General features: G+C 63.2%; 25 protein-coding genes and 2 pseudogenes. 23 read left to right on the top strand and 4 right to left on the bottom strand.

Annotated features, from left to right (window positions below; translation table 11 throughout):
* The first annotated feature begins 133 nt into the window (after positions 1–133).
* Together fur and ald are read left to right on the top strand one after the other, a co-directional pair.
* Positions 134–619, top strand: a complete 486-nt coding sequence (fur, locus tag IEX61_RS06715) for a ferric iron uptake transcriptional regulator (protein WP_054671373.1) — start codon at positions 134–136, stop codon at positions 617–619.
* A 115-nt stretch (positions 620–734) separates the two neighbouring features.
* On the top strand, positions 735–1,850 hold the full coding sequence (ald, locus tag IEX61_RS06710; protein ID WP_054671368.1) for an alanine dehydrogenase: 1,116 nt from the start codon (positions 735–737) through the stop codon (positions 1,848–1,850).
* 185 nt (positions 1,851–2,035) lie between these two features.
* Here the strand turns inward: ald and IEX61_RS12810 are convergent.
* Positions 2,036–2,164 (bottom strand): annotated as a pseudogene (locus IEX61_RS12810) (group II intron maturase-specific domain-containing protein); the annotation flags it as partial.
* 17 nt (positions 2,165–2,181) lie between these two features.
* On the opposite strand from IEX61_RS12810, the gene IEX61_RS06700 reads away from it, so the two are divergent.
* From IEX61_RS06700 to lysA, 21 genes are all read left to right on the top strand, one after another.
* Positions 2,182–2,709 carry a hypothetical protein gene (locus tag IEX61_RS06700; protein WP_157057746.1) on the top strand — a complete coding sequence of 176 codons (528 nt, stop codon included), beginning with the start codon at positions 2,182–2,184 and terminating at the stop codon, positions 2,707–2,709.
* A 936-nt stretch (positions 2,710–3,645) separates the two neighbouring features.
* A complete protein-coding gene (locus IEX61_RS06695; protein WP_054671363.1) occupies positions 3,646–3,885 on the top strand; it encodes a DUF4227 family protein in 240 nt (79 codons plus the stop codon).
* Between the two features lie 191 nt (positions 3,886–4,076).
* Positions 4,077–4,964: a site-specific tyrosine recombinase XerD gene (gene xerD, locus IEX61_RS06690; protein WP_188817252.1), complete on the top strand. Its 888-nt coding sequence runs from the start codon at positions 4,077–4,079 to the stop codon at positions 4,962–4,964.
* Positions 4,965–5,041: 77 nt separating this feature from the next.
* Complete coding sequence (gene deoB / locus IEX61_RS06685; RefSeq protein ID WP_188817250.1) at positions 5,042–6,211, top strand: phosphopentomutase; 1,170 nt, start codon at positions 5,042–5,044, stop codon at positions 6,209–6,211.
* 20 nt (positions 6,212–6,231) lie between these two features.
* Entirely contained in the window at positions 6,232–7,041 is an 810-nt protein-coding gene (locus IEX61_RS06680) for a purine-nucleoside phosphorylase (RefSeq protein WP_188817262.1), read from the top strand.
* A gap of 19 nt (positions 7,042–7,060) precedes the next feature.
* Positions 7,061–7,888 carry a purine-nucleoside phosphorylase gene (locus IEX61_RS06675; RefSeq protein WP_054672794.1) on the top strand — a complete coding sequence of 276 codons (828 nt, stop codon included), beginning with the start codon at positions 7,061–7,063 and terminating at the stop codon, positions 7,886–7,888.
* Positions 7,888–9,210, top strand: coding sequence for a pyrimidine-nucleoside phosphorylase (locus IEX61_RS06670; protein WP_188817248.1), 1,323 nt, complete (start codon positions 7,888–7,890; stop codon positions 9,208–9,210). The genes IEX61_RS06675 and IEX61_RS06670 overlap by 1 nt, the downstream gene beginning before the upstream one ends.
* A gap of 61 nt (positions 9,211–9,271) precedes the next feature.
* Positions 9,272–9,862 carry an RNA-guided endonuclease TnpB family protein gene (locus tag IEX61_RS06665; protein WP_054670869.1) on the top strand — a complete coding sequence of 197 codons (591 nt, stop codon included), beginning with the start codon at positions 9,272–9,274 and terminating at the stop codon, positions 9,860–9,862.
* 222 nt (positions 9,863–10,084) lie between these two features.
* On the top strand, positions 10,085–11,269 hold the full coding sequence (locus IEX61_RS06660; RefSeq protein WP_188817246.1) for a D-alanyl-D-alanine carboxypeptidase family protein: 1,185 nt from the start codon (positions 10,085–10,087) through the stop codon (positions 11,267–11,269).
* 148 nt (positions 11,270–11,417) lie between these two features.
* Positions 11,418–11,768, top strand: coding sequence for an anti-sigma F factor antagonist (gene spoIIAA / locus IEX61_RS06655; protein WP_054670867.1), 351 nt, complete (start codon positions 11,418–11,420; stop codon positions 11,766–11,768).
* A gap of 16 nt (positions 11,769–11,784) precedes the next feature.
* Positions 11,785–12,216 carry an anti-sigma F factor gene (spoIIAB, locus tag IEX61_RS06650; RefSeq protein ID WP_188817260.1) on the top strand — a complete coding sequence of 144 codons (432 nt, stop codon included), beginning with the start codon at positions 11,785–11,787 and terminating at the stop codon, positions 12,214–12,216.
* A gap of 10 nt (positions 12,217–12,226) precedes the next feature.
* Positions 12,227–12,979 carry an RNA polymerase sporulation sigma factor SigF gene (gene sigF, locus IEX61_RS06645; RefSeq protein ID WP_188817244.1) on the top strand — a complete coding sequence of 251 codons (753 nt, stop codon included), beginning with the start codon at positions 12,227–12,229 and terminating at the stop codon, positions 12,977–12,979.
* 148 nt (positions 12,980–13,127) lie between these two features.
* A complete protein-coding gene (locus IEX61_RS06640; RefSeq protein WP_054670873.1) occupies positions 13,128–13,751 on the top strand; it encodes a stage V sporulation protein AA in 624 nt (207 codons plus the stop codon).
* Positions 13,748–14,164, top strand: coding sequence for a stage V sporulation protein AB (locus IEX61_RS06635; RefSeq protein WP_054670864.1), 417 nt, complete (start codon positions 13,748–13,750; stop codon positions 14,162–14,164). Before IEX61_RS06640 ends, IEX61_RS06635 begins: the two co-directional genes overlap by 4 nt.
* Before the next feature lie 126 nt (positions 14,165–14,290).
* Positions 14,291–14,734 (top strand): stage V sporulation protein AC, encoded by a 444-nt coding sequence (spoVAC, locus tag IEX61_RS06630; protein WP_188817258.1) that lies wholly within the window; start codon positions 14,291–14,293, stop codon positions 14,732–14,734.
* A gap of 2 nt (positions 14,735–14,736) precedes the next feature.
* Complete coding sequence (gene spoVAD, locus IEX61_RS06625; protein ID WP_229725753.1) at positions 14,737–15,777, top strand: stage V sporulation protein AD; 1,041 nt, start codon at positions 14,737–14,739, stop codon at positions 15,775–15,777.
* A gap of 3 nt (positions 15,778–15,780) precedes the next feature.
* Complete coding sequence (gene spoVAE, locus IEX61_RS06620; RefSeq protein ID WP_054670861.1) at positions 15,781–16,131, top strand: stage V sporulation protein AE; 351 nt, start codon at positions 15,781–15,783, stop codon at positions 16,129–16,131.
* Between the two features lie 6 nt (positions 16,132–16,137).
* Entirely contained in the window at positions 16,138–16,710 is a 573-nt protein-coding gene (gene spoVAEA, locus IEX61_RS06615; protein WP_188817243.1) for a stage V sporulation protein SpoVABEA, read from the top strand.
* On the top strand, positions 16,697–18,196 hold the full coding sequence (locus IEX61_RS06610) for a spore germination protein (RefSeq protein WP_054671077.1): 1,500 nt from the start codon (positions 16,697–16,699) through the stop codon (positions 18,194–18,196). Before spoVAEA ends, IEX61_RS06610 begins: the two co-directional genes overlap by 14 nt.
* A 100-nt stretch (positions 18,197–18,296) precedes the next feature.
* Positions 18,297–18,554 (top strand): hypothetical protein, encoded by a 258-nt coding sequence (locus tag IEX61_RS06605; RefSeq protein WP_054671080.1) that lies wholly within the window; start codon positions 18,297–18,299, stop codon positions 18,552–18,554.
* A gap of 126 nt (positions 18,555–18,680) precedes the next feature.
* On the top strand, positions 18,681–20,006 hold the full coding sequence (gene lysA / locus IEX61_RS06600; RefSeq protein WP_054671084.1) for a diaminopimelate decarboxylase: 1,326 nt from the start codon (positions 18,681–18,683) through the stop codon (positions 20,004–20,006).
* Positions 20,007–20,057: 51 nt separating this feature from the next.
* Here lysA and IEX61_RS06595 read toward each other — a convergent pair whose 3' ends face one another.
* From IEX61_RS06595 to IEX61_RS06585, 3 genes and pseudogenes are all read right to left on the bottom strand, one after another.
* Entirely contained in the window at positions 20,058–21,218 is a 1,161-nt protein-coding gene (locus IEX61_RS06595; protein WP_188817241.1) for a GerAB/ArcD/ProY family transporter, read from the bottom strand.
* Between the two features lie 64 nt (positions 21,219–21,282).
* Positions 21,283–21,522 carry a hypothetical protein gene (locus IEX61_RS06590; RefSeq protein WP_229725752.1) on the bottom strand — a complete coding sequence of 80 codons (240 nt, stop codon included), beginning with the start codon at positions 21,520–21,522 and terminating at the stop codon, positions 21,283–21,285.
* Positions 21,519–22,738: pseudogene (locus IEX61_RS06585) on the bottom strand (Ger(x)C family spore germination protein). The gene IEX61_RS06590 and the pseudogene IEX61_RS06585 overlap by 4 nt, the downstream one beginning before the upstream one ends.
* Positions 22,739–22,744 lie beyond the last annotated feature (6 nt).

Genomic DNA, 22,744 nt, shown 5'->3' with positions numbered 1-22,744 from the left:
AGATTTCGATGTGAGTGATCCAGTCTCCCTTCGGTTAGATTTTAGCTGAGTGATTGCGTTTATTTGACTCCGTCCCTGCGCTTTTCTATAATAATGAGGTACAGGTAGCCGCAGGGAGGGATTTTCAGTGAACATGCGCTCATCGGAAGCGCAGCGGATTGAAGAGCGGCTGGGCCGCATCCGTCAGATCCTGCAATCGCGCAATTACAAGCTCACGCCGCAGCGCGAAGCGACGGTGCGCGTGCTGTTGGAGAACGAAGAGGACCACCTCAGCGCCGAAGACGTGTACCTCCTGGTGAAGGAAAAGGCGCCCGAAATCGGGCTGGCCACCGTGTACCGGACCCTGGAGCTGCTCACCGATCTCAAGATCGTGCACAAGATGAATTTCGGCGACGGCGTGACGCGGTACGACATCCGATCGGAGGATGCGGAACACCATCATCACCACCTCGTGTGCCTCCACTGCGGGAAGGTCGACGAAATCATGGAAGACCTGCTGGGCGAGGTGGAAAAGCGCGTCGAGCGGGAATGGGGCTTCACCATCCTGGACCACCGCTTGACGTTTCACGGCATCTGCCATCGGTGTCGAGACAAAGTGAATCCGGAGGACTACAAATAGGCGGCGGCCGAGCTCCCGATCCGAAGGGGCTTTTTTCTTGTCTTTGGCCGGCTGTCGCATTACAATAGTCATGGATGCGCGCGACGGACAAGGGACCGAGCAAGGAGGAACGGACATGATCATCGGAGTACCCAAGGAGATCAAGGACAACGAAAACCGGGTGGCCATCACGCCGGCCGGCGTCGAAATGCTGCGCCAGGCGGGGCACACCGTGCTCATCGAAACAGGCGCTGGGGTTGGAAGCGGTTTCACGGACGACGATTACCGCCAGGCCGGGGCCACGATTGTCGACACGGCGGAAGAGGCGTGGACCCGCGCCGAACTCGTCCTCAAGGTGAAGGAGCCTCTTCCGAGCGAGTACCGCTTTTTCCGGGAAGATCTGGTGCTGTTTACCTACCTGCATCTCGCCGCGGAGCCGGAGCTGACCGAGGCCCTCGTGGAAAGCGGCATGACGGCCATCGCCTATGAAACGGTGCAGCTCGACAACGGGTCGCTGCCCCTCCTCACACCGATGAGCGAAGTGGCCGGGCGCATGGCCGTGCAGATTGGCGCGCAGTTTCTGGAGAAGACGAAGGGCGGCAAAGGCGTGCTGCTCGGCGGCGTGCCGGGCGTTGCGCCGGCAGAAGTGGTCATCATCGGCGGCGGCGTCGTCGGCACCAATGCGGCGAAGATCGCCATGGGCATGGGCGCCAAGGTGACGATCCTCGACGTCAACCCCGATCGCCTGCGCTACCTGGATGACCTCTTTGGCGCGCGGCTGACCACGCTCATGTCGAACAGCTACAACATCGCCCGCAGCGTGGCCAAGGCCGACCTCTTGATCGGCGCGGTGCTCATTCCCGGCTCCCGCGCTCCGCGCCTCGTGACCGAAGAAATGGTCAAGTCGATGAGCCCCGGCTCCGTCATCGTCGACGTGGCCATCGACCAGGGCGGTTCCATCGAGACGATCGACCGCGTGACCAGCCACAGCCACCCGACGTATGTGAAGCACGGCGTGGTCCATTATGCGGTCCCCAACATCCCGGGCGCCGTGCCGCGCACGTCGACCATCGCCCTCACCAACGTCACTATCCCGTACGCCGTGCAGCTGGCGACGAAGGGCGTGCTCCAGGCCATCCGCGACAACCGCGCCCTGGCCCGCGGCGTCAACGTGATGAAGGGCCACATCACCCACGAAGGCGTCGCCCGCGCCTTCAACCGGCCGTATACGCCGCTGGAGAAGTTGATGTGAGGGAACGCGAGAGGGCTCGGTGCGTGCGTCGAGTAGAAGGGGGCGGCGAACCCCCGTCCTCTTACAACCATTCGCACGTACTGTTCGGTATACGGCGGTTCACAAGGATTGACGAAGCTGGGTGTACAAGCCGGTGAAACTGAAAAGGCCACGTTCTCGCCAGTAAGCGAGATCGGTGGCCTTGTTCATTTGCGGAGAAAGTGCCCGTCGCCAGTATCCTTCCGGGATGCGGGGTGTCGAGTAAGCGAAAATAGACCGATCCATCCCCGCAGGTAGGCGTTGAGCCTTTCGATTCGCTCCTCGATGCTGTGGTTGCAGCGCTTCCGGTGATATGCAAGTTAAAGCGGTCGTGCCTTGCGCGGCTGCGGAGACCGAGCTTACCCTTGTCAATCGTACGAATGGCAAGCGCGTCAAGGGTCGACGAATCAACGGTTCTGTCTATGTTGTGCCATCGGATCAGCATGTCAACGCGCCACGACGGGATTTGGGTCCGTTGACGATGAGGGAGCTTGAAGAGCAGTCTTTCGATTCGGAACTCGGGGAGTTTGTCTACGATTTTAGAAACTACGATGTGGGTGACGTCGTTCACTTCCGCGACAAAATTGTACGCCTGGAATACGACAGAAAAGAAGATGTCACGTACTTTGCATTCGTGAGCGCTTATGAGGCTGACGGGGTAGTGGAGTGGCCTTTCCGTGGAAACCTGACATCGCAGTACAAGGTTGGGGATCTGATCGATCTCTATTTCAGGGTGGTGTACGATCAGAAGCCGTTCGAAACGCTGGATTACCTCAAGTACGGTATGACACACGGTGGAAAAGCGCCGGCCATTAACCAATACCTCATGGGGCAAAAGTAGTCGGTAACTTCTCCGATGGTTGCAAGCCACATTTAGGCGTTAGGGGACTGGGGAGAACGACTGTTAGACAGAGCGCACCAGCGGCTGATCTATCCATGAGGGCATGTAAAGGTCGCCGGTGCATTATTATGTTGTTAACGGTAATAATGCCACTATGAATGTTAATGAAGTGGGGCGATAATGTGAAGGAACGTATTGTGTTTTTTGGGTTAACGGCAATCGTTTTTATCGTCTTATTAAAAGTACTGGCTTTTATTTGGAATAGGCTATCAATACCTGTTACTGGCATAACCAATGTAATCAGTGTCTTTATTACGTTTATGTTGATACCATTGTCGCTTTTAGTGGTAAATTGGCTAATCCGTGTAATGCGCGGGGATTCCTAGATAGACGCACGAGACTTGGGAAACTTTTCGTGAATTGTTCATTTTAGCTGACAGTTAAATGTAGGGAGAACGAGGACAATGCTCGAGCGAAATCCGAGATTTACGCAATTCGTATGCTTACGCTGTGATCGCACCTACAGCCCTGAAGTCCTAGAGCCGTTGACGGGCTAACGCGTCTGAGCGCGGGCTACCCCGCGAGCGTCAGCCTTGCCTACGCTCCGGACCCTTGGGCACCTTTAGAAGACCGGCGCGGGATGCTTCGCTATGGCGAGCGGCATCCCTATCGCACATTTCCGACCCTGGGTGAGGGCGGCACCCCCTTGGTTTCGCTCCCCATCCTGGCCGAAAGGCTCCAACGGGTTGAACGGCGAATTCATGATCCCGCAATGCAAAGCCCCATCGCCGAGGGGTTTTGGTATACTGGCCCATGGGGAACGATGCGACACTTACCGCTCCCTGCGTTCCACGTATATCCCTGCCCCCTTTCGGCATAGGCTAGAACAGCTTGACCATGCGGCGCGGACGCATGGGAAAAGGGGGGCAAACCGCCGTGACGGATTTCGTGCGGCGCGTGCTGCTCTTGGTTCGCTTTTGCGCGCTCTTTTTGCTTCTTACCTATTTGTTTTACCGCGGCATCGATTGGGTCACCGCCCACGTGCTGCCCCTCAACCCGTATGAGGAGCCCAAGGGCCGCGCGGTGAAGGTGCTCACGCCGGGTGCGCCGGATGCCGCCGGCGAGGGAAGGAACGTGTGGGAGCACGTGCGCACCTTTCTGCGCTACGGGGAATGACGGCGGCCAGCCGATCGGGCGTCTCTGCGCGTCTGTGGGCGACACAGGCTGGCCATGGAACGGAGGGTGCCATTCAAGAGCAGGAAGAAAAAAGGAGCGGCGGAAAAAGAGGATTCGCGGGACCTCGTGTGGAATGGAGGAATAGCGTGAAACCCCTGGACGATGCAGCACAAAGGAGTCTTGGACGAGCGATGGAGACGTTGATCGACCAGTTCATCCACTACCTCGGCGTCGAACGGGGGTTGGCGGCCAACACGCTGGTCTCGTACCGCCAGGATCTGACGGCCTTTGCCGCGTACCTGAAGGAACAGGGCGTCCAGCGCATCGAGGAGACGACGCGGGCGCACATTGTGGGCTTTCTCCTGCACCTGCAGCAGCAAGGGAAGGCCACGGCGACCATCTCGCGCCACCTGGCGTCGATCCGGTCGTTTTTCCACTTCCTGTTCCGCGAACGCCTCATTGACCAGGACCCGTCGGTCAACCTCGAGACGCCCAAACTGCAGAAGCGCCTGCCCAAGGTGTTGTCGGTGGAGGAAGTGGAGCGCCTGTTGGCGATGCCCGATCCGCGCACGCCGACCGGCCTGCGCGACAAGGCGATGCTGGAGCTGTTGTACGCGTCGGGTCTGCGCGTGTCGGAGCTGGTGTCGCTGAACCTGCACGACGTCAATCTGCACATGGCCTACCTCAAGTGCATGGGCAAGGGATCGAAGGAGCGGATCATCCCCCTCGGCCGGATCGCCGTCGACGCCACGCGCAGGTACATCGAGCGGGCCCGGCCGATGCTGCTGCGCAGCCAGGGGGAAGAGGCCCTGTTCGTCAACCACCACGGCCGGCGCCTCACGCGGCAGGGGTTCTGGAAGATCATCAAGAAGTACGCCCGCGAGGCGGGCATCGCCAAGGAGATCACGCCGCACACGCTGCGCCATTCCTTTGCCACGCACCTTTTGGAAAACGGGGCCGACCTGCGCTCCGTGCAGGAGATGCTCGGCCACGCCGACATCTCCACGACGCAGATCTACACCCACGTCACCAAGACGCGCCTGAAGGAGATCTACGCGCGCACGCACCCGCGTGCGTAGCGGGTCGCGGCGGCGCGTCTTTTTGGCGATGGAGAGGTCTGACGTCTGGCAACTGCGGCAGCAAGGAGGAGGGGACCATGCGATTTTCGCGCATCTTTCTCGTCGTCCTGGACAGCGTCGGCATCGGGGCGCTTCCCGACGCGGCCGACTACAGCGGCGAGGGGGCGAACACGCTGGGGCACATCGCCGAGGCGGTGGGGCTTTCGCTGCCCAACCTGGCGACGCTGGGGCTCGGCAACATTGCCCCGCTGAAGGGGATCCCGCCGGCGGCTGCGCCGAAGGCTCACTACGGCAAGATGGCGGAGATCTCCGCCGGCAAGGACACGACCACCGGCCACTGGGAGCTGATGGGCATTCACACGAAGGTGCCCTTCAAGACGTATCCGAATGGCTTTCCGCCGGAGCTGATTGCCGAGTTTGAGCGGCGCATCGGGCGAAAAGTCCTCGGCAACAAGCCGGCGTCGGGCACGGCCATCATCGAGGAGCTGGGCGAGGAGCACATGCGCACCGGCGCCGTCATCGTCTACACGTCGGCCGACAGCGTGTTCCAGGTGGCCGCCCACGAGGAGGTGATCCCCCTCGAGGAGCTGTACCGCATCTGCGAGATCGCCCGCGAGCTGACGCTCCGCGACGAGTACGCCGTCACGCGGGTGATCGCGCGGCCCTTCGTCGGGAAGCCGGGGGCCTTTGTGCGCACGGCGAACCGCCGCGACTACTCGGTCAAGCCGCCGGCGCCGACGGTGATGAACCGCCTGGCCGACGCCGGGTACGACGTCATCGCCCTCGGCAAGATTTCCGACATCTACGCCGGCGAAGGGGTGACGGAGGCGATCAAGACGGCGTCCAACGAGGACGGCGTCGACAAGCTGCTGGAGGTGGCCCAGCGGTCCTTCCGTGGGCTGGCCTTCCTCAACCTGGTCGACTTTGACGCCAAGTACGGCCACCGGCGCGATCCGCAAGGGTACGCCCAGGCCCTCGAGGCCTTCGACCGGCGGGTGCCGGAGATCCTCGCGGCGCTGCGCGAGGGGGACCTGCTCATCCTCACCGCGGACCACGGCAACGACCCGACCCACCGCGGCACCGACCACACGCGGGAGTACGTCCCGCTGCTCGTGTGGCACCCCGCCCTGCGCGAGGGGCGTAGCCTTGGCCTGCGCGAAACCTTCGCCGATGTGGGGGCCACGGTGGCCGACAACTTCGGCGTGACGCCGCCGGCGATCGGGACGAGCTTTTTGGCGGAAATTTAGGAGGAGGGGAAACCGTGTCGCTGTACGAACGCATCGAAAAGGTGCGCGCCTTTCTGGCGCCGAAGCTGCCCGTGCGGCCGAAAATCGGCCTGATCCTCGGTTCGGGCCTCGGCGTGATGGCCGACGAGGTGGAGGGCGTGCAGATTCCCTACGGGGAGATTCCCGACTTTCCCGTGTCGACGGTGGAAGGGCACGACGGGAAGCTGGTCGTTGGCACCCTGCGCGGCAAGCCGGTGATGACGATGAAGGGGCGCTTCCACGCCTACGAGGGGTACTCCCTGGAGCAGGTGACCTTCCCCGTGCGCGTGATGAAGGCCCTCGGCGTCGACACGCTGATCGTCACCAACGCCGCCGGCGGCATCAACACCGATTTCCGGCCCGGCGACCTGATGCTGATCCGCGACCACCTCAACCTGACCTTCCGCAACCCGCTCATCGGGCCCAACGACGAGCGGCTCGGCCCGCGCTTCCCCGACATGTCCGAAGCCTACGACAGGGGCCTGCGCGAGCTGGCGAAGGACGTTGCCGCCAAGCTGGGCATTTCCTTGCGCGAGGGCGTATACGCCGGGCTCCTCGGCCCGAGCTACGAGACGCCGGCGGAGATCCGCATGCTGCGCACGCTGGGAGCCGACGCCGTGGGCATGTCCACCGTACCGGAAGTGATCGTCGCCCGTCACGCCAGCATCCGCGTGTTGGGCATCTCCTGCATCAGCAACATGGCCGCCGGCATCCTGCCCCAGCCGCTGTCCCACGCGGAAGTGATGGAGACGGCGGAGCGGGTGAAGGACACCTTCCGCGCCCTCGTCGGGGGCATTGTGGAAGCGCTGTAAAAAAGGAGGGGGAGCGCACATGGCCAACCGCGCGCAAGCGGTGCGCGAGGCCGTCGCCGCCATCCGCGAGCGAACGGGCCTCGTGCCGGAGATCGGCCTCATTCTTGGATCGGGGCTCGGCGACCTGGCCGAGCAAATCGAGGACGCGACGGTGATCCCGTACGGGGAGATTCCGCATTTCCCCGTGTCGACGGTGGCCGGCCACGCCGGCCGCCTCGTGATCGGTCGCCTGGAAGGAAAGCCCGTGGTGGCGATGCAGGGCCGCTTCCACTACTACGAGGGCTATTCCATGGCCCAGGTGGCCTTTCCGGTGTACGTCATGAAGTTCCTCGGCACCAAGGTGCTGATCGTCACCAACGCCGCCGGGGGGATGAACAAGGCCTTCCAGCCCGGCGATCTCATGTTGATTGTGGACCACCTCAACTTTACCGGCGACAACCCGCTCATTGGGCCGAACGACGACGAGCTGGGGCCACGCTTTCCCGACATGTCTCGGGCCTACGACCCCGAGCTGATCGCCCTCGCCGAGCAGAAGGCACAGGAACTGGGCATCCGCGTGCAGAAGGGGGTCTACGCCGGCATCAGCGGGCCGAACTACCTGCCGCCGGCTGAGCTCGTGATGCTCCGCCGGCTGGGCGGCGACGCCGTGGGCATGTCCACCATCCCCGAGGTGATCGCCGCCGCCCACTGCGGGCTGCGCGTCCTGGGCATCTCCTGCATCACCGACATGGCCATCGGCGAGGAGCTGGAGCCCCTCACCCACGAGCAGGTGGTGGCCGTGGCCGAGCGGACCAAGCCGAAGTTCACCGCCCTCGTGCGGGCCGTCGTGGCCGGGGTGAGGGCCTGATGCGCGCCGTCGACCTGATCCGCAAGAAGCGCGACGGCGGGACCCACACCGCCGAGGAGCTGCGCTTTCTCATCCAGGGCTACGTGGCGGGGCGCATCCCCGACTACCAGATGGCCGCGTGGGCGATGGCCGTCTACTTCCGCGGCATGACCGACGAGGAGACGGCGTACCTCACCCAGGAGCTGGTGGCCTCCGGCGAGACGGTCGACCTGTCGCCCATCGCCGGGGTGAAGGTGGACAAGCACTCGACCGGCGGCGTCGGCGACACGACGACGCTCGTGCTCGGGCCCCTCGTGGCGTCGGCTGGCGTGCCCGTGGCCAAGATGTCGGGGCGCGGGCTGGGCCACACCGGGGGGACAATCGACAAGCTGGAGAGCATCCCCGGCTTCACCACGGAGCTGACGCCCCAGCAGTTCGTCGACCAGGTGAACCGCATCAAGTTGGCCGTCGTCGGGCAGAGCGCCAAGCTGACGCCGGCCGACAAGCTGCTCTACGCCCTGCGCGACGTGACGGCAACAGTGGAGTCGATTCCGCTCATCGCCAGCTCGGTGATGAGCAAGAAGATCGCCGCCGGGGCCGACGCCATCGTCCTCGACGTGAAGACCGGCGAGGGGGCCTTCATGCGCGAGGAGGCCGACGCCTTCGCCCTGGCGCGGGCCATGGTGGCCATCGGCGAGCGGCTGGGACGGCGCACCGTGGCCGTGGTGAGCGACATGAGCCAGCCCCTCGGCTACGCCGTGGGGAACGCCCTCGAGGTGCGGGAAGCGATCGACACGCTGGCCGGGCGCGGGCCGGCCGACCTGACCGAGCTGTGCCTGGTGCTGGGGGCGCACATGCTCGTGCTCGCCGGCGCGGCGCCGGACCTGGAGGCGGCGCGGGCGATCCTGACGCGCAACATCGAAACCGGCGCGGCGCTGGAGGCCTTCCGCCGCTTTGTGGCCGCCCAGGGCGGCGACGCGCGCATTGTCGATGAGCCGGACCGCCTGCCGCAGGCCGCGCACCAGATCCCCGTTCTCGCCCCGAAACGCGGCTACGTCTCCCGCGTGGCGGCGCGCGAGGTGGGCGAGTGTGCCATGCTCCTCGGCGCCGGCCGGGAGACGAAGGAGTCGGCCATCGACCTGGCCGTGGGCGTCGTGCTGCGCAAGAAGGTAGGCGACCGCGTGGAAGCCGGCGAGCCGCTGGCGGTGATCCACGCCAATCGCCCCGATGTGGACGCCGTCGCCGCGCGCCTTGTGCGCGCCTTCGCCATTTCCGACGAGCCGGCTTTCCCGCCGCCGCTCGTGCGCGGGCGGGTGACGGAGGAGGGCGAGGTGCGCGGGTAGAGGCAGGTGCGCCTCGCAGAAGCCTTGTGCAATCGCGCGGACGTCACAGGGATTGCCAAACATGCCCATGAAACTTAGCGAATGGGCCAAAAAGCGCGGCAACACGTACAAAACGGCGTGGCGCTGGGTTCGGGAAGGGAAAATGCCTGTGCCAGCGCCCAAGCCCCTCGCCAAAAGGCTCCGCCTTCTTCAAAGACGCCAGCGCGCCCACAGCCGGAAAGAAAAAGGCTCAAAGAACCGGCAAAAATCGGCCCTTCGCCTCGCCCGGCTGTACCGGAAGATCCGGAACATTCGTCTGGACTTCCTTCATAAGCTCACGACCGAACTCGTCCGAACCCACCCGGTGATCGCGATCGAGGACCTGAACGTCGCTGGGATGCTGAAGAACGACCGCCTCGCGCGGCACATCGCCGACGTCGGGTGGAGCACCTTCCGGGCGCTCCTCGAAGCGAAAGCCAAGCGTTGGGGCGTGCGCCTCGTGAAGGTAAGCCGCTACGAGCCGACGTCGAAGACGTGCCACGCCTGCGGCCACGTTATGTCAGAACTCCCGCTTTCCGTCCGGACGTGGACGTGTCCGAAGTGCAGCACGCATCACGACCGGGACGTGAATGCGGCCAAGAATCTGCTCAGGTTTGCCCTGACCGTGGCGTAAGACGGTCCTACCGTGAGTTCCACGGGAAGTGAAGCCTGTGGAGACGGGCTCTGCGGCGGAACGCAGCTGGCTGCGGTCTACGAGCACCTCGCCGATGAAGCAGGAAGCAACCGAGGCAGTATCCCTTCGAGGGGATATTTGTCCATGAGTTGCGGAACGGATGAAACCTCCACGACTTGGCAAAGATAAGAGACAGCGCAGCCTACACGTGGAGGGACCCCCATGCACAAGACGATCCGCGCGTTTTTCTTTACCGGGCTGGCTACCGTATTCCTTGCCGCCAACGTCGCGTGGGCGCAGCCGAAGCCCCAGCCGGTGCCCTCATCGGTCAACCTGGCCCAAAACGCGGTGTCGGCCATCTTGATCGACGCCGACACCGGGACGGTCCTGTATGAGAAGAACAGCCGCCTGAAGTTGCCGCCGGCCTCGATCACGAAGATCATGACGCTCCTCCTCGTCATGGAAGCGATTGACCGGGGGAAGATCAAGCTGACCGACAAGGTGCGCGTCAGCGAATACGCCGCCTCGATGGGCGGGTCGCAGATCTTCCTCGAGCCCGGCGAAGAGATGACCGTGGAGGACCTGATCAAGGGCGTCGCCGTGGCCTCGGGCAACGACGCGTCGGTGGCCCTTGCCGAGTACGTCGCCGGCACGGAAGAGGCCTTTGTGGCGATGATGAACGAAAAGGCCCGCCAGCTTGGCATGACCGATACCCGCTTTGCCAACAGCAACGGGTTGCCCGCCCCGGACCATTACACCTCGGCCCGCGACATCGCCATCATGTCCCGCGAGCTCCTCAAATACGAGGCCATCACGAAGTATACCGGGCTGTACCAGGATTACCTGCGCAAAGACACCAACCGCCCCTTCTGGCTCGTCAACACCAACCGCTTGGTGCGCTTCTATCCGGGATGCGACGGCCTGAAGACGGGGTACACCAGCGAAGCGAAATTCTGCCTCTCCGCCACGGCCAAGCGCGACAATTTCCGCGTCATCGCCGTCGTTCTCGGCGAACCGGATACGAAGACGCGCAACGCCGAAGTGGCCAAGATGTTTGACTACGCCTTCAGCCAGTATACGACCAAACCGCTCTACCAGCGCGGCGACGTGATTCAGGAACTCCCCGTGGAAAAAGGCGAGCGGGAGCGCCTTCCAGTGGTGGCCGCCCGGCACTTCAACCTCCTCATGAAGCGCGGGGAGGACGCCGGGCAGTACCAGACGACAGTGGAGCTTCCGGAACGCGTTCTGGCGCCGGTGAAGGCCGGCGACGTGCTGGGCCATGTGGTCGTGACGAAGCAGGGCCAAGAGGTGGCGCGGCTCGATCTGGTGGCGCCGGTTGACGTGGGTGCGGCCACCTTCGGCCAGCTCTGGCAGCGCGCCCTAAACCGCCTGCTTCATCTGCCCTGACGCGGGGCGCGCGAACGGTGACGAACGGAACAATCGAGAGGCCGCATTCGACAAGGCTTCTCGATTTTTTTGTTCTTTCGTCGAAGGGCAGGAACGGCGTCTGCAGGTAGAGAAAAGATGGGTGAACGATGGGAAAGGAGAGGGAGCGATGCGACTGCACGTGGAGCTGGAAACGAAACGCGACGTGTTGATCATCCGCTTGGCGGGGGAACTGGACCACCACACCGCCGATGCGCTGCGGGAGCAGGTGGACGCGATCATGAACCGCGAAAAGATCCGCAGCATCGTCCTCAGCCTGGCCGACCTCACCTTTATGGACAGCTCCGGCCTTGGGGTCATCCTGGGCCGCTACAAGCGGGTCGCCCAGCTGGGCGGGGAGATGGTCGTCTGTTCCATTCACCCGACCATTTACCGCCTCTTCGAGCTGTCCGGGCTGTTTAAGATCCTGCGCATCGAAGAGAGCGAATGGGAAGCCTTGCACGCGTTGGGGGTGGCGTGACGTGAAACCGAACTTCATGAGCCTGTCCTTTGCCAGCCGGAGCGAGAACGAGTCCTTCGCCCGCGTGGCGGTGGCCGCGTTTCTCTCGCAGCTTGACCCCACGCTGGAGGAGCTCATGGAAATCAAGACCGTCGTTTCGGAGGCGGTGACGAATGCCATCATTCACGGGTACGAAAACCGCGACGACGGCATCGTCCGCATCCACGTGACGGTGGAAGGCAACCGGGTGGAAATTGTCGTCGAGGACGACGGTGTGGGCATCGCCGACATCGAGCAGGCCCGCCAGCCCCTTTTCACCACCAAGCCGGAACTGGAGCGATCCGGCATGGGCTTTACGATTATGGAAAATTTCGTCGACGAGCTCACCATCACGTCGGCACCCGGCAAGGGCACCCGCGTCCGCCTTGTCAAGCAGCTGTCTTCCCATCCCGCCGCCGTGCGCCAGTAAGGGGACGATCATGAGCGTGGACGTGCGTGAACCGAATCCGCAATTGAGCGACGAAGAGGTCCGCGCGCTGATCGCCCGAAGTCAAGCGGGCGACACGGAGGCGCGCAACCGGCTCGTGGAAGCCAACGTCCGCTTGGTGTGGTCGGTCGTGCAGCGGTTTCTCGGGCGCGGGTACGAGGCTGACGACCTCTTTCAGATCGGGTGCATCGGGCTGCTCAAAGCCGTCGACAAGTTTGACTTGTCGTATGAGGTCAAATTTTCCACCTACGCCGTTCCGATGATCATCGGCGAGATCCAGCGCTTTTTGCGCGACGACGGTTCGGTCAAGGTGAGCCGCTCGCTCAAGGAGGCGTCGCAGCGCATTCGCCGCAAAAAGGACGACTTGACGAAGGCCCTCGGGCGAACGCCGACGGTGGGCGAACTGGCCGAAGCGCTGGGCATGACGCCGGAAGAGGTGGTGTTTGCCCAGGAGGCGGGCCGCACGCCGGCGTCGATCCATGAGACGGTGTACGAAAACGAAGGCGACCCGATCACGCTGATGGACCAGCTCGCCGACGGGGACGATGAGGGCTGGTTCGACAAGATGGCCTTGCAGGAGGCCATCCGCAAGCTGGACGACCGGGAACGGCTCATCGTCTACCTACGCTACTACAAGGATTACACGCAGTCCGAGGTGGCCGAGCGCCTCGGCATTTCCCAGGTGCAGGTGTCACGGCTGGAGAAGCGCATCTTGCAAAAAATTCGCGACGAGATGACGCCGTAGCCAGCGGGAGGACGCGCTCCCGTCTTTTTTTTTGGTCTTCATGATCGCGTTCATGTTTTGCCTCGTTTGCCACATACGTCACCGGAGATGCGCCATCGCGGCGGGTTTGGGACGGGCATACTAAGGCCCAAAGCGGGGAGGGATGACCATGGCATCCGCAAACACCACGCTGTACATGTCCATGAAAGAGCGCATCTACGTGCGCCCGCAAACGGTGGTGAAAGTGGGCGATGTGGCCACCTTTGTGGGCGATCCCGCGGTCATCCAGATGCTCCGCCCGCTGCCGCTCTACCCGATCCAGATGTCGGATGGCCAATTGGTGGTCATCGACGTCATGCACGTGATCGACGCGATCCACCGCCGCCTGCCGCACGTCGACGTCGTGCCCGTGGGGCCGACGGAGACGATCATCGAGGTCTTGTACGACCGGCGCAGGCCGCATCTCTTGTTTGTGGCCCTCACGTGGATCCTGCTGTTTGTGGGGTCGGGACTGGCGCTGATGAACTTTCACGGCGACGTGAGCATGGAGGAAGTCCATCGGCGGCTGTACTTCCTGATCACCGGGGAGTTCAATGCGGAGCCGCTCGTTCTGCAGATTCCCTATTCCCTGGGCATTGGCGTGGGCATGGTGCTGTTTTTCAATCACCTGTTCCGCAAGAAGCTGAACGAAGAACCCAGCCCGCTCGAGGTGGAAATGTTCTTGTATCAGCAAAACCTGGACCAGTACGTGATTGCCAACGAACGGGCCAAACGGGAGAAGGATGGCCCATGATCGCCGACCTGTTCCTGATCGTGATCGGGCTGGGTGGGGGCATCGCCGTGGGGAGCGGCATGGCCGCTCTTTTTACGGTGCTGGACATCATTCCGCGCCTGGCGCAACTCAGCCGCACCCAGAACTATGTCCCTTGGTTTGAGGGCGCCATCGTTGCCGGGGCCCTGTTCTGGACGTGGGCGGACTTTGCCGGTGTTGTGCTACGCCTTCCAGAGTGGGCAGTCGGGGTGCACGGCTTTTTTGCCGGCTGTTTTGTTGGGCTTCTGGCCGCCGCACTGACGGAGGTGCTCAACGTGTTGCCCATTCTGGCCAAGCGCGTGTTGATGGTGGAACGCATTGTCGTGCTGCTCATGGCCATGGTGTTGGGAAAAGTGTTCGGCTCTCTGTTCCAATGGTTGGTGTTTGAGAAATAAACTTGAACACACCGCCGGTCATAGCCGCTCGCAGACCGTTGCAGGCTAAGGGGTAGACGATGGACCGCAGGAGGGAGTGGGCCGATGAAAGTTCCGCAGACGTCCGATGCCCTGCGCGAGCAGCAAATGCGCATTGAACAGTACAAAAAACGGGTGAAGGAAGTGAAACCCAAGCCGCCCGTCGTGCGCAATGCCGTCAAGGCGTTTCTCGTCGGAGGGCTGATCTGCGCCATCGGGCAAGGGATCCAAAACTTCTACATGTACTTCTTTGATTTTAACGAGAAGACGGCGGGAAACCCGACGGTGGCCACGCTCATCTTTCTCTCGGCCCTGCTCACGGGTCTCGGGATCTACGACAAGATCGGGCAGTTTGCCGGGGCGGGTTCGGCCGTGCCGGTGACGGGGTTCGCCAACTCCATTGCCTCGGCGGCCATTGAGCACCGCGCGGAAGGGTATGTGCTGGGCGTCGGCGGCAACATGTTTAAGCTTGCCGGGTCGGTGATTGTGTTCGGCGTGGTGGCGGCGTTTGTGGTCGGTTTGGTTCGCACGTTGTTAGGACTGGAGGGGTAACCGTGCGCGACGAGCGGGTGCGGCTGGGCCGCCAGACGTGGCAGTTTACGGGCGACGTGCGGATCGTCTCCAGCGCGGTGGCGGTCGGGCCGAAGGAAGCCCAGGGTCCCCTGGCCAAAGAATTTGATCTCGTGTTTGACGACCTGTACCTCGGGGAGAAAACGTGGGAAAAGGCGGAGCGGAAGCTCTTGGAGTTGGCCGTGCAGAAAGCCATTGACAAGGGAGCCCTGGCCAATGAGGAGATCGATGTCATCGTTGCCGGTGATCTCTTAAACCAGATCATCTCGGCAACCTTTGCCACGCGGAGCCTGCAGTTTCCCTATTTGGGCGTGTACGGGGCGTGCTCGACGTCGATGGAGGCGCTGGCCCTCGCCGCGGCGCTCGTCAATGCGGGGTATGCGTCCTATGCCGTGGCCGCCTGTTCCAGCCACAACTGTACGGCGGAAAAGCAGTACCGGTACCCGACCGAGTATGGCGGCCAAAAGCCGCCGTACGCCCAGTGGACGGTTACCGGAGCCGGGGCGGCCGTCGTGGGCAAAGGGGCACGAGGGCCGCGCATCACCCACGCCACCATTGGCAAAGTGATCGACTGGCAGCAAAAGGATCCCTTCGACATGGGTTCGGCCATGGCGCCCGCCGCTGCCGACACCATCGCCACCCATTTTCGCGACACGGCGCGCACGCCGCAGGACTACGATCTTATTGCCACGGGTGATCTGGCCAGCGTGGGCACGCCCCTCGTGCGGGAGCTGCTGGCCGAAATGGGGTACGACATTGGATCGGTTCACCGCGACTGCGGGCTGATGATCTACAGGCCGGATCAGGGCGTGTTTGCCGGCGGCAGCGGATGCGCCTCGAGCGCCGTGGTCACCTACAGCCACATCGTCAACGGGCTGAACAACGGCACGTACCGCCGCGTGCTCATCGTGGCGACCGGAGCGCTGCTGAGTCCCCTCACCTACCAGCAGGGCGAATCGATTCCCTGTATCGCCCATGCCGTGGCCCTTGAATCGACGGCAACGGCCAAGGAAGGGAGCGCGTGAAGAATGGAGTACGTGACGGCCTTTGTCGTGGGCGGGCTGATCTGCGTCATCGGCCAGCTGCTCATGGACCTGACCACGCTCACCCCGGCCCACGTGATGAGCATCTTGGTGGTGGCCGGAGCCGTGCTCGACGGCTTCGGGCTGTACGAACCGCTGATCGATTTTGCCGGGGCCGGCGCGACGGTGCCGATCACCAGCTTTGGCAATGCCCTCGTTCACGGGGCGCTGGCGGAGGCCGAACGGCATGGGATCATCGGGATCATCACCGGGATTTTTGAAGTGACCAGCGCCGGGATTTCCGCCGCCATCATCTTCGGCTTTCTCAGCGCCCTGCTGTTCCGGCCGAAGGGGTAAGGCGCGGTGCGTCGGCGCGTGGTGCTGATCACCGACGGCGACGAGGTGGCGCGGCGCACCGTGGCCTTCGTCGCCGCTTGTTTGGGGGCGCGCTTCCTCGCCCGCTCGGCGGGCAACCCGACGCCGCTGACCGGATGGCAGCTGGTCGACGCCATTCTCCAAACCCCGGTGGATCCGGTCCTTGTCCTGTTTGATGACTGCGGGGACGCGCAAGCCGGGCGAGGGGAACAGGCCCTGGCCCTAGTGGCCAACCATTCCGCGATCGACGTGCTCGGCGCGCTGGCCGTCGCGTCCAACACGTGCCGTACGGCGAGCGTGTATGTGGACTGCTCGGTGGATTATGCGGGGCGCGTCGTTCCGTGTGGCGTGGACAAGGACGGCGTGCCCCATGAAGACGGGGATGCGCGCGTGTTCGGCGACACCGTGGGCATTCTCGGCCAGCTGGATGTGCCGCTTGTTGTCGGCATCGGCGACATCGGCAAGATGAACGGGCACGACGACGTGCGGCGCGGCGCGCCGGTCACGCGCAAAGCGGTCGAGCTGATCTTGACGCGGAGGGGTCACCATGGCGGATCATGAAACGGCAAAAGCCGCCAAAAACGAACGGGAAGACGCCCCCATTCATCGGAAATTGGCGGTCAATCAGGAATACCTGAAAAAACGCCTCGACATCGGCGTCAGCTTTGACATCGGCGTTCGGGAGCTGTCCGTCGGGGAGAAGAAGCTGGCCTTCTACTTTATCAACGGCTTCCCCGACAACATGGTGGTCGTGGAGATGCTGCGCGAGCTGTCGCGGGTGAAGCGGGAAGAGCTGGTTCCCCAGGTCCTGACGCGCATGTTCCGCAAGTACCTCACCCACCCGCAGGTTGAGGAACTGCGCCGCATGGACGAGGTGGTGGACAAGCTGCTGGCCGGCCACCTGGTGGTGCTCATCGACGGCGAGCAGACGGCTCTTGCGGTTGACGCGCGCCATTATCCGGCCCGCCAGCCGGAGGAGCCCGACACCGAGCGGGTGGTTCGCGGGTCGCGCGACGGCTTCACCGAAACGCTGGTGTTCAATACCGCGTTGATCCGCCGCCGCGTCCGGGACGAGCGCTTGCGCATGGAGCTGGTCCAGGTCGGGGAACGCTCGAAAACCGATGTCTGCCTCGCGTACCTGAAGGACGTCGCCGACCCGGAACTGGTCCGCCTCATTCGCGACAAACTGTCCCGCATCACCGTCGACGGGCTGCCGATGGCCGAAAAAGCCCTCGAGGAGTTTCTGGTGGGCCGCAACTGGCACCCGTTCCCCTTGGTGCGCTACACCGAGCGGCCCGACGTCGCCGCCAGCCATTTGCTCGAGGGACACGTCCTCGTCCTGGTGGACACGTCGCCCAGCGTGATCATCGCGCCGACGACCTTTTTCCACCATGTGCAACACGCCGAGGAGTACCGGCAGACGCCGGTGGTGGGCACCTATTTGCGGTGGATCCGGTTCATCGGGATTCTCCTGTCTATCTTTCTGCTGCCGCTGTGGCTCCTGTTCGTGTTCAACCCCGAGCTGTTGCCCAAGGAACTGGCCTTCATCGGGCCGAAGAAGTCCGGTGAAATCCCTATTTTCTTCCAGTTTATCCTGGCCGAAATCGGCATCGACCTGATGCGTATGGCCGCCGTCCACACGCCGACGCCGCTGGCCACGGCGATGGGGCTCATCGCCGCCGTGCTGATCGGCGAAGTGGCGATCAAGGTCGGCCTGTTTGCGCCCGAAACCATCCTGTACACGGCCGTGGCGGCAATCGGGATGTTCGCCACGCCCAGCTATGAGCTGTCCTTGGCCGTCAAGCTTGTCCGCCTCTTTCTCCTGCTGATGGTGTTCTTGTTCAAGGTTCCGGGTTTCGTCCTCGGCGTCACCGTTATCGTCTTTGTTCTGGCCATGACCCGCTCCCTCAACACCCCCTACCTGTGGCCGCTCATCCCCTTCAACTGGCCCGCGTTGCGCACCATTTTGTTCCGCACCAGCGTGCCGTCGATGAAAATGCGCCCCAGCATCGTGCGCCCCCAGGACGCCAGCCGCCAATCCTCGTGACCCCCGCTTGGAGGAACGGACTTACCCGTATGCGCATACAATGGAAGTAGCCGCGCCTGTGGCCGGCCGGCGCGGCACGTGCGCGAAAGGGGGGATCCGCATGACCTTCCAGTTGTGGGACCTCATCCTGATCCCCGTCATCATGGGCGTCGTGGGCCTGTTGCGCCTGTTTGGCTTGTCGGCCCACTGGGCACCCATCGCCGCGGTCGTCCTGGGTCTGATCACCGGCTTTTTGTACTTGGCCCCGGGCGACGCCTTGGCGGCCATCGTGCTAGGCGCGTTGTACGGTGTCTCGGCCATCGGCCTCCACAGCGGCATCAAGAACACGTGGCAGGCGATACGCCAAGGTTTTCGGTAACGGGTTCCCGATGGCACAAACGCCAAATTGAGCGCGCAACAAAACTGTGGTATAATCCGGGCAACTGAAAACGTCAGTTGCCTTTTTCTTTTTCGCCGAGGAATTGGGGTTGGGGAGGAGCCGCGCATGCGCCTGCACGGCACAAGCCGGATCAACGAGAGAGGACACCTGGAGATCGGCGGCTGTGACACGGTGGATCTGGCCCGCGCCTTTGGCACCCCGCTTATCGTGTACGACGAGGCGCTGATCCGGGAGAGGTGCCGCGCCTTTGTCGAGGCGTTCCGCAAGACCGGCGCGCGCTTTCAGGTGGCGTACGCCAGCAAGGCGTTCTGCACGGTGGCGATGTGCCAGCTCGTGGCCGAGGAAGGGCTGGCCCTCGACGTCGTGTCGGACGGCGAACTGTACACGGCGAAGAAGGCCGGGTTTCCGCCCGCGCGCATCCACCTCCACGGCAACAACAAGACGCCCGAGGAGCTGGCCATGGCCCTCGACATGGGCATCGGGTGCGTGGTGGTGGACAATTTTTATGAGCTGGCCCTGCTGACGGAGATGGCCCGCGAGCGGGGGCGGCGCGTTGCCATTCTCCTGCGGGTGACGCCCGGCGTGGAAGCCCACACCCACGCCTACATCCAGACGGGTCAGGAAGATTCGAAGTTTGGGTTTGACATCGGCAGCGGCGTGGCCCTTGAGGCGGTGAAGCGCGCCCTCGACGCGCCGCCGCTTCGCCTCCTGGGCGTGCACTGCCATATCGGGTCGCAGATCTTCGAGACGGAGGGCTTCGTCGCCGCCATCGCCCGCATCTTTGCGTTCCTCGATGCCGTCCGGGCGGAAACGGGATATGTGGCGCCGGTGGTCAACCTCGGCGGCGGCTTTGGCATTCGCTACACCGAGGACGACACGCCGCTCCCGGTGGCGGCCTACGTGGAGGCGATCGTCGCCGCCGTGCGTTCGGAATGCCGCGCCCGGGCGTACCCGGAGCCGGAAATTTGGGTGGAGCCGGGGCGGAGCATCGTCGGCGAGGCGGGAACGACGCTGTACACAGTGGGGGCCATCAAGGAGATTCCCGGTTTGCGCACCTACGTGGCCGTTGACGGCGGGATGACCGACAACATCCGTCCGGCCCTCTACCAGGCGCGCTACGAGGCGATGCTGGCCAACCGCGCGCGGGAGGAGCCGACCGAAACGGTTTCCATCGCCGGGAAGACCTGCGAGTCGGGGGACATGCTGATCTGGGACATCGCCCTGCCTCCGGTGCGGCCGGGCGACGTGCTGGCCGTCTCCTGCACCGGCGCGTACACCTATTCCATGGCCAGCAACTACAACCGCCTGCGCCGCCCCGCCGTCGTCTTTGTGCGCGACGGCCGGGCGAAGGTGGTCGTGCGGCGCGAGACCTACGACGATCTGGTGCGCAACGACGTGCCGCTGTCGGTGGAAGCGGCGGCGCGACGGTGATGAACGCGTACTCGGGAGCAAACCCCGGGCGCGCGTTTTTTTGTTGGCCTGTTACCTCGTCCCCGCGGATCCGGCGGGCGACCCGGCCGCTCCTGCGGCCCTGTCGGCCCGTTCCAATCCCGAAGACGGGGACCGCCGGCCGCGAAGTGCGGAGATGAGCAAGAGTCCCAGCGGCAGGAGTGTTTGCATGGTTGTCAGGTACAAGGGAAGGGAGGTCCCAAGATGGGTCACCAATTTCGCGAAGCTGGGGGCCGACCACATGGCAAACACGAGAACCAGCAGACCCATGGGCAGGGCCAGAGGACGGTAATCGGTCAGATGCAGCCATTGTGCCGTGCCGAGTACCAGCACGTAGTAAAAGACGGCGACCTTGACAAAAGCCCCGGTGACCCAGATGGCCATGACAATCGATTCCACGTTTTGCAGGAATTCGGCGATGTCGATGTACTGCACCCCGGACAGCATGGGATAGGTCAGGTTGGGGGTGATGTCGCCGAACAGCCACAGGGTAACCAGGTTGCCCACCACCATGGTGAGGGTGATCGCGCCGATGGTGAGCAGGCCGCTTTTCCGACCGTTTTCGGGGTCGGCCAAATAGGGGAGCAGGAAGGCCATGAGAAACATTTCGCTCATCCACCCCTGGGGAACGAGTGCGCCTTTCAACGAAGGCGCGAGGCCGTGTTCAAGGATGGGCAGCATGTTCATGGGTTCAAGCTCGGAGAGGATGAGCAGGATGGACAGTGCCAACAGGGCGACAAAGACGGGGGTGAACAGCTCGGCCAGTCGGCCGATGACTTCCAAGCCGCCGCGCACGGCAAAACCGGCGATAAGGAGCATGCAGACCATCACAATGAAAAGCGGTGTACGGCTGAAAAATGTGCCCATGACAAATTCGCCGTACTCCCGCACGATGAGGCCTGTCATGTGAAGGTAAAAGAACACGTACAGACAGCCTACCACCTTGCCTCCGACAGCTCCGAGCAGGCTCTCGCTGTATTGGATGACGGTTTGCCCGGGAAACCGGCGGTGCAAGGCGTGGGCGACGAAGACGGTGAGCGTGCCGACGAGAGCCGCCCACAGCGGTGAGATCCACATGTCTCGCCCAGCTTGCTGGCCCGTAATCGCGGGAACGATGAGGACGGCGGTGGCGAGGATGGCCGGGTAGAGCATCAGGGCGAGTTGAAAGGATGAGATTCTCCCCTTTTCGATCACGTTTAATCCCTCTTCCGTGTACCGACATGAAAGCGTGCAAGACAGGTTCCGGAAACAGCGGGGCTTATGAGCCGCCTATTCTTTCAATGTGGCGGACAACGGGATGAAACACCCAGTCGATCAGGTGGCTGGGGCCGGGAAGGTCGGGGTTAAAGATCAGCACCATTCCCAGCAGCCAGCCGAGGGCCCACAGGACGACAAAGGCGGCACGTTCCTTTTTCAACGCGGCATCGATTTTCGGCCACTCGTACAGCGCCATGACGGCGATGAGCGCGGTGAGGCCCGCCACCATTCCCCACGTCACTCTTTCTTCACCTCTCGTTCCGGAAAGGCCGGTGGAATGTTGATCATACCGGATCGCCGCACGTAGGCCTTCACGCGCACGGTGACGTCCACCGTCGGGAAAATTTCATCCCAACGCCTTTTCACCCTCTGCCATTCATGGGGATACGCGCGCCGAAAAGCCTCGCCGATCCCGAAAACGTCCGCCTTCATCCGTTTCTGGACGAGGGAAAGCGCCTCGCGGATCCGGGTTTCGATTTCTTCTTCCGCCTTCCTTTCCAACATTTTTGCCACGTTGGGATCGGTGACGTTGAGGTGGGTTTCGTTTTGCACGACGTCGGCGTCGGTGACGATGTCCAGCGTGAGTTTCCATTTGCCGTTTTGAACCGATGGACGCATGGTGGTACGGGCCTTAAGTTGCACCATGGAAACACGGCCGTCGTGGTTCACTCTTGTGGTGATGGTGGCGGTTTCGATTTCGTTGCGCACCCACAGGATGCCGCGCGTGAGCCGGTCGTTGGCGTAGCCGATCATCTTGCCGTTCTTGAGGATCGCCACCCCGTCGAGCCGCAGTAAGGTGGCATCCCCCTGCTTCCCATCGGTCGCCGTCTCCTCGATCCACGGCACGAGGGCCGACTGCCCCTCGGTGTGCAGCATCTGCAGCAGTTCTTTCATCGTCGTGCTCTTGCCAATGCGGAATTTCGCCAACTCGCGCATCGCATCGGCCGCGTTTCGCTCAAGGGGGGGAATGTGCGACAGCACCTGCGCGGCATTTCCCTTGCTGACAAACACGTAGGCGTGCAGGCGGGTGCGCGGGTAGCGGGCGAAAAAGTCGATGTGCGGGACGATGCTTTCCCGGGCCAGCCGTTCGCCGATGACGATCACCCGGTTGTGCCCCAAAAAATGCGCCGCGGCAGTTTTTCTTGCAGTTTGGTCATCGCGTCGGCAATGGTGATGCCTTCCGCGCTCACGACGAGGGTTGGGGGTCTTCCGGCGCCGGCTCCGCCGCCCCCGAGTCCACCACCGTCTCCGCCGGCCACACTCGGCATTGCGGCCGGGACGGCAAGCTGCAGGGAAAGCTTGACCGTTTTGCCCTTCCCTTTGTCCAGGCCGGCCGCCGTCACCAGCGCCAGATCGTTGATCTCGACGCGGTCCCAGCAACCGGTCAGGAGAAGCAGCGAGAGGAGGCAGAGGGAAGCGTCTCGTCCGGCGGCGGCGATACGCCCGATGCGATTCATGGCCGC

Source organism: Calditerricola satsumensis, assembly GCF_014646935.1.
Classification (GTDB): domain Bacteria; phylum Bacillota; class Bacilli; order Calditerricolales; family Calditerricolaceae; genus Calditerricola; species Calditerricola satsumensis.
The sequence above is the reverse complement of the archived record's forward strand: the minus strand, read 5'-3'. Positions and strand labels throughout refer to the sequence as shown.